The 13,159-nt window shown below is 52.0% G+C and carries 10 protein-coding genes; 5 read left to right on the top strand and 5 right to left on the bottom strand.

Annotation, left to right across the window (positions count from 1 at the left end; translation table 11 throughout):
- Positions 1–195: 195 nt before the first annotated feature.
- A complete protein-coding gene (locus ACLGE8_RS21900) occupies positions 196–1,218 on the bottom strand; it encodes a LacI family DNA-binding transcriptional regulator (protein ID WP_411001194.1) in 1,023 nt (340 codons plus the stop codon).
- A 344-nt stretch (positions 1,219–1,562) separates the two neighbouring features.
- Between ACLGE8_RS21900 and ACLGE8_RS21895 the strand changes: the two genes are divergently transcribed.
- Positions 1,563–2,516 carry a substrate-binding domain-containing protein gene (locus ACLGE8_RS21895; protein WP_411001193.1) on the top strand — a complete coding sequence of 318 codons (954 nt, stop codon included), beginning with the start codon at positions 1,563–1,565 and terminating at the stop codon, positions 2,514–2,516.
- Between the two features lie 4 nt (positions 2,517–2,520).
- Here ACLGE8_RS21895 and ACLGE8_RS21890 read toward each other — a convergent pair whose 3' ends face one another.
- A complete protein-coding gene (locus ACLGE8_RS21890) occupies positions 2,521–3,390 on the bottom strand; it encodes a ribokinase (protein WP_411001192.1) in 870 nt (289 codons plus the stop codon).
- A gap of 26 nt (positions 3,391–3,416) precedes the next feature.
- Here ACLGE8_RS21890 and ACLGE8_RS21885 point away from each other — a divergent pair, with 26 nt between their 5' ends.
- The 3 genes from ACLGE8_RS21885 to ACLGE8_RS21875 all read left to right on the top strand — a co-directional run bounded on the left by ACLGE8_RS21885 (position 3,417) and on the right by ACLGE8_RS21875 (position 6,522).
- Positions 3,417–4,262 (top strand): BtpA/SgcQ family protein, encoded by an 846-nt coding sequence (locus ACLGE8_RS21885; RefSeq protein WP_411001191.1) that lies wholly within the window; start codon positions 3,417–3,419, stop codon positions 4,260–4,262.
- On the top strand, positions 4,262–4,906 hold the full coding sequence (locus ACLGE8_RS21880) for a TenA family protein (RefSeq protein WP_411001190.1): 645 nt from the start codon (positions 4,262–4,264) through the stop codon (positions 4,904–4,906). The genes ACLGE8_RS21885 and ACLGE8_RS21880 overlap by 1 nt, the downstream gene beginning before the upstream one ends.
- Before the next feature lie 347 nt (positions 4,907–5,253).
- Entirely contained in the window at positions 5,254–6,522 is a 1,269-nt protein-coding gene (locus ACLGE8_RS21875) for a Y-family DNA polymerase (protein WP_411001189.1), read from the top strand.
- Positions 6,523–6,599: 77 nt separating this feature from the next.
- Here ACLGE8_RS21875 and ACLGE8_RS21870 read toward each other — a convergent pair whose 3' ends face one another.
- From ACLGE8_RS21870 to ACLGE8_RS21860, 3 genes are read right to left on the bottom strand one after another with little or no spacing between them, the layout of a single operon-like run.
- On the bottom strand, positions 6,600–7,952 hold the full coding sequence (locus ACLGE8_RS21870; protein WP_411001188.1) for a TolC family outer membrane protein: 1,353 nt from the start codon (positions 7,950–7,952) through the stop codon (positions 6,600–6,602).
- Between the two features lie 40 nt (positions 7,953–7,992).
- Positions 7,993–9,354 (bottom strand): HlyD family type I secretion periplasmic adaptor subunit, encoded by a 1,362-nt coding sequence (locus ACLGE8_RS21865; RefSeq protein WP_411001187.1) that lies wholly within the window; start codon positions 9,352–9,354, stop codon positions 7,993–7,995.
- Positions 9,341–11,530, bottom strand: a complete 2,190-nt coding sequence (locus ACLGE8_RS21860) for a type I secretion system permease/ATPase (protein ID WP_411001186.1) — start codon at positions 11,528–11,530, stop codon at positions 9,341–9,343. The genes ACLGE8_RS21865 and ACLGE8_RS21860 overlap by 14 nt, the downstream gene beginning before the upstream one ends.
- Before the next feature lie 628 nt (positions 11,531–12,158).
- Between ACLGE8_RS21860 and ACLGE8_RS21855 the strand changes: the two genes are divergently transcribed.
- Positions 12,159–13,159 (top strand): retention module-containing protein (locus tag ACLGE8_RS21855; protein WP_411001185.1); only part of this gene is annotated, 1,001 nt, incomplete at its 3' end.

Below are 13,159 nucleotides of genomic sequence, written 5' to 3'. Positions count from 1 at the left end.
ATTCGCCAGTAAGAACATTGCAGCATCCGTGCCAGGGCAGAAACAACACAGCAGCCCTGTGATTTAACGCTATGTAATAAATAGAATTTATTTATGCCATGTCGGTAAACCGGTTTACTGATTATAGTGAACGGTTTTTGAATTGATCGTTTTTTGCGCCAAAATTGGGCGCTTTTGCGCCATTTTGGGACGAGCTTAACAAATCTTGATCGAGTCGCGGCCGACCCATTCAACCGGCAGACGGGTTTCCGCAGGGATATCTTTCTCGTTGTTGAGCAGGCGCAGCATGATGTTCACTGCCGTATGGCCCAGCTCCCGGGCGGGTTGGCGGATAGTTGAGATGCGGGGCTGGGTGAAGTCGGCATAGTTGGCATCATCGAAACCGACTAGCGACAGTGCTGCCGGTGCCTGCAGCCCGCTGGCACGTAACCCGTCGAGCAGGCCCAGCACCAGATAGTCACTAGCAGCAAAGACAGCGGTAGGGCGGATCGGCTGGCTAAACAGGTGGTGCAGCGCCTGCTGGCCGAATTCTCGCCGATAGTCGCCATACATGATCCATTCCGGTGGCCAGCTCAGGCCCGCTTGCTCCATAGCGGTGCAGAATCCCTGATAACGCTCGCGGACGCTCATCAATTTGTCTGGCCCACCAACGAAGGCAATATGGCGATGCCCGGCGGCGATCAGCTTTTCAGTGGCAATTCGCCCACCCTGTACGTTATCAGCAAAGACTTTCGGTACCTTACTGCCGGGAATATCTTCATCCAGCAGCACGATGCGTTCATGGCGCTGAATTTCTTTCCGCAACAGACCGTTATCCGGTCGGTTAGTGGTGAACAATAGGCCATCGACCTGGCAGGTATCCAGCCAGCGAATAAACTGACACTCTTTATCAGGATTGTTGCGGGTGATGCACAGCACCAGGCTGTAACCGCTGGCAGAAGCGGCCTCTTCGGCAGCATCGGCCAGTTCGGCAAAGAAGGGGTTGGTGATATCAGGTAACACCAGCCCAAGCGTTTCGCTTCCCCCTTTGCTCAGGCGACGTGCGAGGCTGTTGCCGCGATAGTCCAGTTCGTGGATAGCCGTTTCAATACGATCGATAGTGTCCTGCGGCAGCACAATGCTGTTGTTCATATAGCGTGACAACGTCGCTTTAGATAGCCCTGCCAGCTTTGCCACATCGGATAGCAATACGCGTTTTATACTCATTTGCTGCGCCATTTCTGCCAGAATCGGCTATCTGTAACATAGTTAAGCGCCGTGGATACAGCAATTTCTTGGGTAACCATGGCGTGAAATTAATGCTTGACAAATTTTAATCGGCAGAGAATTGTATAGGCAGTTTACCGCATCATCCGGGAAGTCATTCCCAAACCAGCTTTAGACGTTCCAGTCGCGCACCGAAACGGACCGGTTGCCGGAATGTTGTAAAGCGGGATCTAGCCGAACCGTTTTCGATTGTTCTGGCTACAAACTCGATATTTGCCCGCCAAAACATAATCCTTCTGCGTTCGTATGTAACGCGGAACTCTGCTGGCTATCAACAATTCCCGACGAGGATACTGATGATGTTACTTAACACCGGAAAACTGCGTTTTATTGCTATAGCGACGACGATGCTGGCATCAGTGAGTTTTATTTCTGCAGCCAATGCTGAAAACCCAACTTATGCATTGGTGCAGATCAATCAGCAGGCTCTGTTCTTTAATCTGATGAATAAAGGCGCGCAGGATGCAGCAAAAGCGAGCGGCAAAAATTTAGTTATTTTCAACTCTAATGATAATCCCGTTGCGCAAAATGATGCGATTGAAAACTATATTCAGCAAGGCGTTAAAGGCATTCTGGTTGCCGCTATCGACGTTAACGGAATTATGCCAGCGGTCAAAGAAGCTGCGGCGGCGAACATTCCTGTCATTGCTATTGATGCCGTATTACCCGCCGGGCCTCAGGCTGCTCAAGTCGGCGTTGATAATATTGAAGGTGGGCGAATTATTGGTAAATACTTCGTTGATTATGTGCAAAAAGAGATGGGCAGCCAGGCGCGTCTGGGGATTGTTGGGGCGTTAAATTCAGCTATTCAAAACCAGCGGCAGAAAGGCTTCGAAGAGGCGCTGAAAAGTAATCCTAAAATTACGGTCGCGAACGTTGTTGACGGACAAAACGTGCAGGATAAAGCGATGACCGCGGCGGAGAACCTGATTACCGGCAATCCCGATCTGACGGCGATATATGCAACGGGTGAACCAGCCTTGCTGGGTGCTATTGCTGCTGTGGAAAATCAGGGGCGCCAGAAGGACATTAAAGTCTTTGGCTGGGATCTGACGGCGAAGGCGATTTCGGGTATTGATAGTGGCTACGTTACCGCCGTGCTGCAGCAGGATCCTGAAAAAATGGGCGCAGAAGCCCTGAATGCACTCAACAGTATCACGTCGGGTAAAACCGTGTCGAAGACCATTCTGGTACCGGCCACGGTGGTAACCAAAGCGAACGTTGATACTTACCGTTCGCTGTTTAAGTAGGTTATTACATGCCGCCCATTGATAGCAGGGCGGCAAGTTCATGGTTGGCTGGAAACGCGCTGTAGGTACCCCGACGGCTAACGGTAATCGCGGCAGCAAGGCTAGCGTGGGTAAGTGCCAGGGTATCGGGCGCTACCCCACGCCGCAGCGAGGACGCTAGCATGACGGCAAGGAAAGTGTCTCCTGCACCGGTGGTATCAAGCGCCTCGGCGGGGACGGCGGGGCAGAACTGGCGCTGGCCGTCCCGAACTAACCAGGCCCCAACTGCGCCCTGGGTAATAATTAAGGTTTTCAGGCCATCAGGCTGTAACAGTTCGGCCTCTGATTCGTTGACCACGGCGATATCGATCAGTGGCCACAGATGGCAAAAATCAGGATTAACCGGTGAAGGGTTGAATACCGTAGTCATACCGCGTGTTTTGGCAAACTGGAACAGGGTGCGAGTTTTATCCAGAGAGAAATTACCCTGTTGTAGCAAAATATCACCGACTGCGGCGTCAGCCATGTGCGAGATAATATCATCAATGCCAAATGTATCGGCGGCAGCGGTGGTAGTAATAATGGCATTATCACCATCATCACTATTTAAAATAATCGAGGTGTCACTATGTTGATTGACATGAAAATCGGGTAGTAGCGATAACGTCTCACCTTTTATTTGCTGACGGATCCAGATACCGTTGCTGTCACTTCCCGTGGCGGCAATTAAACGTGTGTCTATTCCGCAACGGGATAATATGATCGCCTGATTCGCGCCTTTACCGCCAATATCTTGTGATACTTTAATTCCATGAATTGATGAGCCTTTTTTAGGTATGTCCGTAATGGACCAGGTTTCATCTACGGTAATATTACCAGTAACGTAAACACGCATAGTGTTTCCTTAATAGGATGGATAAGATGGTTGCTATCTCAGCAGAAAAAACGAATGCAATACAAGCTATTTTTTCACGTAAGAAAGCAGTTATTGGTGTAATTCATTGCGATCCCTTTCCTGGAACGCCTAAATATCAAGGGAAATCAGTTGGAAATATTATTGAGCGTGCGCTTCGCGATGCGGAAAATTATATCTCAGGCGGCGTTCATGGTTTGATTGTTGAAAACCATGGCGATATTCCTTTTTCCAAACCAGAAGATATTGGTCATGAAACATCGGCACTGATGGCGGTCATTACCGAGAAAGTGCGCGAACGCTTTGGTGTTCCGCTAGGTATTAACGTATTGGCTAATGCAGCGATTCCGGCGCTAGCAACCGCATTGGCGGGCGGGGCTGATTTCGTCCGCGTAAACCAGTGGGCTAACGCCTATATTGCCAATGAAGGGTTTATTGAAGGGGCGGCGGCTAAAGCGCTGCGCTACCGTAGTATGCTGCGCGCTGAACATATCCGCGTTTTTGCTGATAGCCATGTCAAACATGGTAGCCATGCCATCGTTGCCGATCGTTCGATTCAGGAGCTGACTCGCGATGTCGATTTTTTTGAAGCCGATGCGGTGATCGCCACCGGTCAACGCACGGGCGATAGCGCCACTATGGAAGAAATCGATGAAATTCGCGCAGCGACGGAGTTACCGTTGTTGGTCGGTTCTGGAGTGACGCCGGCTAACGTTTGTCAGATTCTGGGGCGTACTCAGGGGGTGATCGTTGCCAGTACGATGAAGGTGGACGGTGTCTGGTGGAACGACGTTGATTTGGCTCGGGTAAAACATTTTATGTCTATCGCTCAGGCAGCGCTGGAGGAAGCATAATGGAACCCTTTACCGAGCGACTGCTACGTGAGCATGAGCAGGTCTGGCAGGCCATGCAGCAGCATCGTTTTGTGGTTGATATTGAGCAGGATCGTCTGCCAACAACGGTGTTTAACCGCTACCTTGTCTTCGAGGGGAACTTTGTCGCCACGGCGATTGCAATTTTTGCCCTGGGAATCAGCAAAGCGCCGGGTATTCAGCAGCAGCGTTGGCTGGTTGGTGTACTGAATGCTTTGGTCGATACGCAGATAGCCTGGTTTGAACGGGTATTAGCGGAACGCCGGATTAATCCTGCCGATTATCCGGACGATCTGCCCGGCGTGCAGCGTTTCCGCGATGGTATGTTGCGAACCGCTCAGCAAGGCAGCTATGAGCAGATTATTACCCTGATGTTCGGCGCTGAATGGATGTATTACGCCTGGTGTCGGCGAGTAAATGAGCGCCATCAAAGCGATGCTGACGTTCGGCACTGGGTGGAAATGCATGCGGAAGACGCGTTTTATCAGCAGGCGCTTTGGCTGAAGAATGAGTTGGATCGCTGTGCTGTAGCGCTCAGTGAGAGCGAAAAACAAACGCTGTCAGCGCTATATGGTGAAGTGCTGCAGTGGGAAATTGATTTCCATAGTGCGGCGTATGAGCCTTAGACTGATAAGTCGATCATGAGAAAAAACCGCTGCCGGAGCCGGAATTTATTCTGGTTCCGACAGCGGTAGAGCCATTTAATAAACCACTGCCATGCCGACTGCACTCGCCACGCTGCCGGGGCACGCACACACTGGCGGTTGACTAAATTATCTAAAACTTCAGGGGGTTTGGTTTATCGCCCTGAAAGCCGCTTGCACCTTCGCTAATACTTGATCTACTGTATTTATATACAGTAATTTGAGCGATAATAAATTATGCATGATTCTAATAGGCCGATTCAGTTCAGTGACGAGGGCTTGCTGGATATTTTTGGCGTCGTCACGCATATCCTGAAGACGGTCGGCTGATGTTTGCCCTTGTTGATGCGAACTCGTTTTACGCCAGCTGCCAGACCGTGTTCCGGCCAGACCTTAAGGGCAAGCCGGTATGCGTGCTGAGCAATAATGACGGCTGCGTTATCGCCTGTAGCCAGGCCGCCAGAGCGCTTGGCATCAAAATGGGAACGCCCTGGTTCCGGCTAAAAGGGGTGGCGTTTCCCGAACGCGTCCATTTTTTTTCCAGTAACTACGAGCTGTACGCCGATATGAGCCTGCGGATGATGAGCACCCTTGAAGAGATGTCTCCCCGGTGCGAGGTGTATTCAATTGACGAGTCATTCTGCGACCTGACGGGCGTCAGCAACTGCCGTGAGCTGGTGGATTTTGGTCGGGAGATCCGCCGCACCGTGCGTCAGCGCACGCACCTGACCGTGGGTGTCGGCATCGCGCAGACCAAAACGCTGGCGAAGCTGGCCAATTATGCCGCCAAGCGGTGGCAGCAGCAGACCGATGGCGTTGTTGACCTGTCTAACGTGGAGAACCAGCGTAAGCTGATGGCCGCACTGCCGGTTGATGAGGTGTGGGGGATTGGGCGTCGGATAAGTCGATCGCTGCAGGCGATGGGGATCAAAACCGTGCTTGAACTGGCGGACACCGATATTCGTTTTATCAGGAAGCACTTTAGCGTGGTGCTGGAACGAACGGTACGCGAACTGCGCGGCGAACCGTGCTTTGCGCTGGAAGAGTTTGCTCCCGTGAAGCAGGAAATTATCTGTTCCCGATCGTTTGGCGAACGGATTACCGATTACGAGCAGATGCGGCAGGCTATCTGCAGCTATGCCGTCCGCGCGGCGGAGAAACTGCGTGGCGAGCATCAGTACTGCCGGTTTGTTTCTGCGTTTGTGAAAACGTCTCCGTTTGCAGAAAGAGCGCCGTACTATGCGAACAGCGCATCCGTGAAGCTCCTTACGCCCACGCAGGACACCCGCGATATTGTCGCTGCCGCTACACGCTGTCTGGAGGCTATATGGCAGAGCGGTCATCGCTATCAAAAGGCGGGCGTGATGTTGGGGGATTTTTACAGCCAGGGCATCGTGCAACTCGACCTGTTTGATGATAACGCACCAAGGCGTAACAGTGCGCCGCTGATGGAGGTGCTGGACCGTATCAACACGAAAGCCGGGAAGGGGACGCTCTATTTTGCCGGGCAGGGCATTCAGCAGGAGTGGCAAATGAAAAGAGAGATGCTATCGCCGCGATACACAACGAGGTATAGCGATTTACTGCGAGTGAAGTGAACCGCAGCGTTGGAAAACAAACATCCTCTTCCCTGGCACCGCCAGAGAAGAGGAAGACCATCGCTATGGGCTAGCGGTTATTTCAATTCAGGAAGATTGCTGTGCGCCGTCTGCTGCTCCTCCACCGGCTGTGCGGCCGTTGGTGCCTGAATATTCAGCTGTTTTAGCAGATCGCCAATGCGCGCGTTGATGCGGTAGGTGGTGAACATCTCCACAAACTGCATTTCGACGTAGCGGCGCTGGGCGTTGAACACTTCGTTTTCGCTGTCCAGCATATCCAGCAGGCTACGTTCACCGATGCTGAACTGTTCCTGATACGCGGTGCGCACCACGGCGCTGCGATCGGCGTAATCTTTGGCGATAGGTACCTGCTGTTTGGCGTTCTGCCAGGCGTTCCAGGACAGACGCAGCTCTTCATCCAGCTGGCGAAGAGCGTTGCGTTTGACGTCCTGCGCTTCCTGCATTTTGTAGGCATAAGATGACAACTGTGCTTTATCGCTGCCGCCGTTAAACAGGTTGTAGTTCATGCGAACCATCGCCTGCCACTCCTGATCGTGGCCGCGCGTACCGTCGACGTTGTTATCCATACGACGGCCAAGGTCGATATCCACGCTCGGGTAAAAGCGGGATTTCGCGGCTTCATACTGTTGGCGGGTGGCTTCAACGTCCGCATCGGCCTGCTTGAGCAGCGGGCTGTTTTCCAGCATCTGCTTACGGGCTTCCGCCTGAGAACCAGGGATTTTGGTGGTCATCGGCATTGACAGGCCGCTCGCCTCTTTACCGACCACGCTGTAATAGTTGGCCTGGGCATCTTCGAGGTTGGTTTGTTCGGTCAGCAGGTTGTTTTTCGCCTGTGCCAGACGCGCCTGCGCCTGCTCAAAGTCAGCCTTACGGCCTACGCCCTGTTCGGTACGCAGACGGATTTGGTCAAAAACGCGCTCGTGGCTCTTCAGGTTATTTTGTGCCAGTTGCACCATTTTTTGACGCATCAGAACGTCGAGATAGCTTTGAATCGCATTCAGCGCAGTCACTTCACTGGTGTTCATCACCGTGTACGCCCGGGAGTTCACGGTCGCCTTTTGCCGGGCCACTTCGCTGGTGGTCGCGAAGCCGTTAAACACATTCTGGCGCAGGTTAAGGCTGGATTCGCTGCGGTTCAGGTTGCGACGGTGATCGTTGGCTGCACGGGTGCTGGAGTTATCGGTCTGCTCCCAGCCGGTGCCGGCGGAGAGATTTAAGGTTGGCAGATAACCGCCTTTTGCCGCCCGTAAATCTTCATCGGCAGAATAGCGGCTGTTGACCGACGCGCTCACCTGCGGGTGCCAGAGCAAGCTGTCTTTGACGGCCTGTTCGAGCGTGGCCGCGCTAACGTTGTTAACGAACAGCAGCGGCAGAGAGAGACTGGTTAATACCCGAATGTGTTTGTTCATAATGTTATCCTTTCATCAATTTCCATCGTATATAGGGGTACTATCGTTCTTGAAGTGCTTCTGACTTCGCTCTTAATATTGGTTTTAACAGATAACTGAGTACGCTTTTCTTCCCTGTCATGATATCGACAGAAGCCACCATTCCCGGAATAATTAACAGCGGCTTTTCCTCACTACCGAGATAATTACGATCCGTTCTTAAGCGAATTTGATAAAAACTACGCCCCTCTTTGTCCGTGATGGTATCAGCACTAATATGCTCCAGAGAGCCTTGCAGGCCGCCATAGATGGTGTAGTCATAGGCGGTAAATTTGATCATCGCTTTTTGCCCAGGATGAAGAAACGCAATATCTTGCGGCCTTATTTTGGCCTCAACCAGCAGACTGTCATCCAGCGGAACGATCTCAACCAGTTCGCTGCCGGGCTGAATAACGCCGCCAATGGTGGTGACCAGCATTTGCTGGATAATTCCGCGTACGGGTGAGGTCACTAATGTACGATTGACTCTGTCTTCAATGGCTTTGCCGCTGGCCTCAATTTTGGCCAGATTGGTGCGGGCTTCATTTAACTGCCCCAGCATTTCGCTGTGATAGCGCCCGCGAGACTCGGCAATCTTATTTTCTATCTCTTTTACCGCCGACCGGGCCCGAGGAATGGCGAGCACGATGGAGTCGAGTTGGCCGCGGGTATCGACTTCAGAGCGGCGCAGGCGAAGTATTTCAACTTTTGAAATCGCCCCGGCTTTGACCAGCGGCTCTGACATTCTGACTTCTTGCTGAATGAGCCCCAGGCTATGGCTGAACTGCGTTTTTTTGGCTTCATAATCGAGCAGTTCCTGTTTTTTCTGTGATAACTGCTCTTCCAGCCCCGCAATTTCGCTGCTAAAGCGCGCACGTTGCGTATTGAACAGCGCCCGCTCGCCGCTGGCAATATTCGGCGCTTCACGCTCAATATCGTCGCTAAGTACGAGAGGTTTATCCGCAATTTGCGCTTCCAGCCGTGAAATTTGCGCCATTAAGGCGTAGCGGTCAGCTTCACTTTCACCGGCATTCGATTTAAAGCGCGTGTCGTCGAGCCGCAGTAAAGGCTGCCCGGCTTCCACCACCTGACCTTCATGGACGAAGACTTCGGAAACGATGCCGCCTTCCATGTTCTGGACCTTTTGCAGACGTGATGATGGGATAGCCTTACCATCTCCTCGGGCAACCTCATCAATCTGCGCGTTGGCTGCCCAGATGATTAAGACAATAAAGAACGCCAGGCATGACCACAGAGTGGTGCGGGCTGAACGTGGCCCATCCGCCATCACGAGCCCGTTGATGCCATTAATCGTGAGATCGTTGTCGTTATAGCCCAGTCCTAACCGACGCAGCAGGATTTTCAGCCATTTATTGTGTCGCATGGATTTGCCCCTTCTTCAGCGCGACCAGGACGTTCTCTCTTGGGCCGTCAGCAATAATGCGTCCACGGTCAATGATGATCAGTCTATCGACGAGGGAAAGCATGGAGGCACGATGCGTGACCAGCAGCAACGTCCGCCCTTTGGTGGAGTCCATCAGCGCGCGACGCACGCTATCTTCCGTGGTGTTGTCCATGGAACTGGTTGGCTCATCGAGCAACAACACCGGTGGCTCTAACAGCAGCGCGCGCGCCAGCATTACCGCCTGACGCTGGCCGCCGGAGAGGTTGAGGCCTCGCTCGCCCACCTGCATGTTGTAGCCGTCCGGGTGCTTGCGTGCGAACTCATGGACGCCCGCCAGTTGCGATGCCCGAAGCAGTGCCTCGTTTTCGACATAGCTGGCGCCGCTGATCAAGTTTTCGCGCAGCGTGCCGCTGAACAGGTGAATATCCTGCGGCCCGTAGCCAATGTTATGGCGCACATCGTTCACATCAATTTGATTGGCATCCATACCGTCCAGCAGAATTTCACCGGAGTCGGGTTGATAAAAGCCGATAATCAGTTTTGCTAGCGAGCTTTTCCCCGAGCCGCTACGGCCGATAATCCCGACGCGTTCCCCAGGGGCGATGGTAAAGGAGAGGCCATTGAGCGAAGGGCGCTTCTGGCCCGGGTAGGTAAAAGTGACGTTCTGGAAGGTGATGCCGCCCTGCAATTTCTCACGGGCGACCAACGGGCGATCGTCCTGACGTTCCTGAGGCAGGTCCATCATATCTTCCGTGGTTTTCATCGTCATTTTGGCCTGCTGATAGCGGGTGACAAGCCCGCTTAACTGGCCCATCGGCACCAGTGCGCGCCCGTTAAGCATGTAGCAGGCAATCAAGCCCCCCATGCTGAGCTGACCATCAATAATCAGATAGACGCCCGCCACGATCATCGCTACGCCTGAGAATTGTTGTAACCAGGCGGTAAAGTTAACGGCGAGCGTGGAGAGCGTTTTCACACGCAGCTCTTTTTTGCTGAGGGTCACCAGCGTGCTTTCCCACATGTACTGGCGCTCGCTCTGGGCGTTATTGGCCTTCATCGCATCCAGGCCACTGAGCGTTTCAATCAACACCGCTTGCCGTTCAGAGGCCAGCTTCATGGTGTCATCAATAGTCTGGTTCAGCGGTTTCTGGATGGCCCAACTTACGGCCAGAGCCAGAGGGAAGGCGACTAAAGGAATGAACACCAGCGGCCCGCCGATAACGCCAATCACCAGTAGCATCAGCAGCGTGAAGGGCATATCGATAAGCGTTGCCATGGTTAATGACGAGAGGAAATCGCGTAACGATTGAATTTCATGGATATTTTGAGCAAAGCTACCCATGCGCGCCGGGCGTGCTTTTATGGCCATGCCGGTGATGCGCTCAAACAGCGACGCAGAGACAATCATGTCGGTTTTCTTACCGGCGATATCCAGGCAGCGCGAGCGCAGCGTTTTCAGTAAGAGGTCAAATAAGAAGGCGACCGTGATACCGATTGCCAGTACCCAGAGTGTGGACGTGGCCTGATTGGGGACCACACGGTCGTATACGTTCATGACAAACAATGGCGTACAGAGCGCAATGACGTTAATCAGGAAGCTGGCGACAATAGCATCGACATAGAGAAAGCGTGACAGCTTCAGCGTATCGCGAAACCAGGTTCGGGTACGCGGAAGCAGGCTGGTTTTGGTTCTTTCGCTTTGGTGAATGGGTTGGATAAACAGCGTGACGCCGGAGTATTCTTCAGCCAGCACGGACGGCTCTACGACAACCTCTCCGCCGTTGGTGTCCCCGGTCAGCAGCCGAGCCTGCCCATTTTCATTCCATCCAAACAACACCGCGGTACGGTTATTCTTCAGGATAAGAATAGCGGGTAATGACAATGCGTTGATCTTGCCCAGTTCGCGTTTGAGCATTCGCACTCGCAGCCCGGCCCGCGCTGCTGCACGAGGAAAAACGGGAAGCGTAAGGCGGTTGTTTCTCAGCGGTAAACCCGCCGTCAGTGACACGCGGCTGGAGGCTTTCCCGTGTAGCGTACAAATGGTTATCAGACTATCAAGCAGCGGATCGTCACAGAGCTCGCGCTGATCAAAATTAATCTCGTCTTGTCGCTCTGTTACGTCATTTTCGTGAGCCGCTGTGGAATGTAGCGTCATAAGTTATATCCTTAATAACAAACCCGGCTAAGGTGGTTAGCTCTTTCTTATCCTGAAATTCCGGGAAATGACTCCAAAGACATTACAATACTTGATTACTGAGGCAATTTACCAGATATACATGCAGGAATTGCTTATATAAGTCTTTAATAATTCTTTATAATCACAGCTGATAATAATCACGTATAATTCTTAAAAAATCCACATGAAAGGTGTTTGAAATCATAAAGAAATAATGGGGATTAGGTTTTTTTCTACAATGCATAAATTATTATTTTTTGTGAGATTATCAATAAAATCATTGTTATGCGAATTGGTCTGAGTTGGCTTTACTCTCGTTTAACTAATCTATCATCATTGCTTAAGTTAATGCTTAAAGAGAAAAATCCAATAAAATAGATACTATTAAAATAAATACAAAAATAACACATGAATATTATTACTAATGCGATGAATGATATATATATTTGGAGTTTAAAAATTTAGACTGATGTCTAGCGCCAACAATGGATACGTAATTAATACGATAAGCATGATTGAGAAGTGGGCTATTCCATTTTCTACCGCGTAATTTGCATTCTAAGGAGAGACAGTTATGTCAGCGATTATAGGAACGATAAAGGCAGTTATGGGACAGGTATGGATCGTCGCGTCTAATGGTACTCGTCGTCTGGCAACGGAAGGTGAGCAGGTTATGCGCGGGGAATTAGTCGTAACCGATCAGGGAGCGGTGACCGTTACGCTTCCCAATGGCAAAAATATGGATCTGGGCCGTGGAAGTGAATGGGGCAGCGAGGCAACGTCGGCATCTGCCTCTGCTGATGTTGACCCGCAGGCCATTGCCGCAGCGCAGCAGGCGATTGCTGAAGGTGCTGACCCAACCCAAATTCTTGAAGCAACGGCTGCAGGTAACAGCACCATTATCGATTCTTCATCCGCACCGACGGGTGACCATAGCGGCCATACCCACGTCATCCTCGACCTGACAGGTGAAATCCTTGATCCAACCGCAGGCTATCCGACAGAAGGGCTGGATACGGCGACGATTGCGCCGGTGGAAGACGTCACGCTGTTAAAACCGGATGTCGTTAGCAGCAGCAATGATGAACCTCACCCATTGCCTGAAGCCAGTATCACGATTGATGTGATTGCGGGTGATAACGTTATTAATAAACATGAAGCCGACCAGGTGAAGACCGAAATCAGTGGTACGACTGGGTTGGATGTGCGCCCAGGGGATACGGTAACCGTGACGGTTAACGGTAATGAATATCAAACAAAAGTCGGTATTGATGGACGATGGTCGGTGGAGGTGAATACCAGCGATTTAGTGGCGACTGGCGATGTTCATGCCAGCGTGACGACTTATGATCAGTATGGCAATCAGGCAACCGCGAGCGCTGAAAGTTCGGTATCAATGGCTACCACCCTGCCGGAGGTGACCATCGTTATTGATGATGTGACCGGCGACGGGGTGATCAACCTGGAAGAAAGCCAGAAGGCGGAGACGGAGCTGACCGGGCGCGTCACCGGCGAGGACGTGGTGCGCTGGGATGAAGTACAAATCACCATCGGTGACCAGACCTTTACCGCGACGGTGCAGGCGGATCTGAGCTGGTCGGTGAAGGT

The organism is Kluyvera sp. 142486 (assembly GCF_046569695.1).
In the GTDB taxonomy this organism is placed as follows: domain Bacteria; phylum Pseudomonadota; class Gammaproteobacteria; order Enterobacterales; family Enterobacteriaceae; genus Kluyvera.
Note: the sequence above shows the minus strand (reverse complement) of the source record. Positions and strands in the feature narration are given on the sequence as shown.

Bases quoted from the DNA above. Each gene is read 5' to 3' on its own strand.
- ACLGE8_RS21880 (WP_411001190.1), top strand. From the start codon at position 4,262: ATGGAACCCTTTACCGAGCGACTGCTACGTGAGCATGAGCAGGTCTGG.
- ACLGE8_RS21860 (WP_411001186.1), bottom strand. From the start codon at position 11,530: ATGACGCTACATTCCACAGCGGCTCACGAAAATGACGTAACAGAGCGA.
- ACLGE8_RS21865 (WP_411001187.1), bottom strand. From the start codon at position 9,354: ATGCGACACAATAAATGGCTGAAAATCCTGCTGCGTCGGTTAGGACTG.
- ACLGE8_RS21900 (WP_411001194.1), bottom strand. From the start codon at position 1,218: ATGGCGCAGCAAATGAGTATAAAACGCGTATTGCTATCCGATGTGGCA.
- ACLGE8_RS21895 (WP_411001193.1), top strand. From the start codon at position 1,563: ATGATGTTACTTAACACCGGAAAACTGCGTTTTATTGCTATAGCGACG.
- ACLGE8_RS21870 (WP_411001188.1), bottom strand. From the start codon at position 7,952: ATGAACAAACACATTCGGGTATTAACCAGTCTCTCTCTGCCGCTGCTG.
- ACLGE8_RS21885 (WP_411001191.1), top strand. From the start codon at position 3,417: ATGGTTGCTATCTCAGCAGAAAAAACGAATGCAATACAAGCTATTTTT.
- ACLGE8_RS21890 (WP_411001192.1), bottom strand. From the start codon at position 3,390: ATGCGTGTTTACGTTACTGGTAATATTACCGTAGATGAAACCTGGTCC.
- ACLGE8_RS21875 (WP_411001189.1), top strand. From the start codon at position 5,254: ATGTTTGCCCTTGTTGATGCGAACTCGTTTTACGCCAGCTGCCAGACC.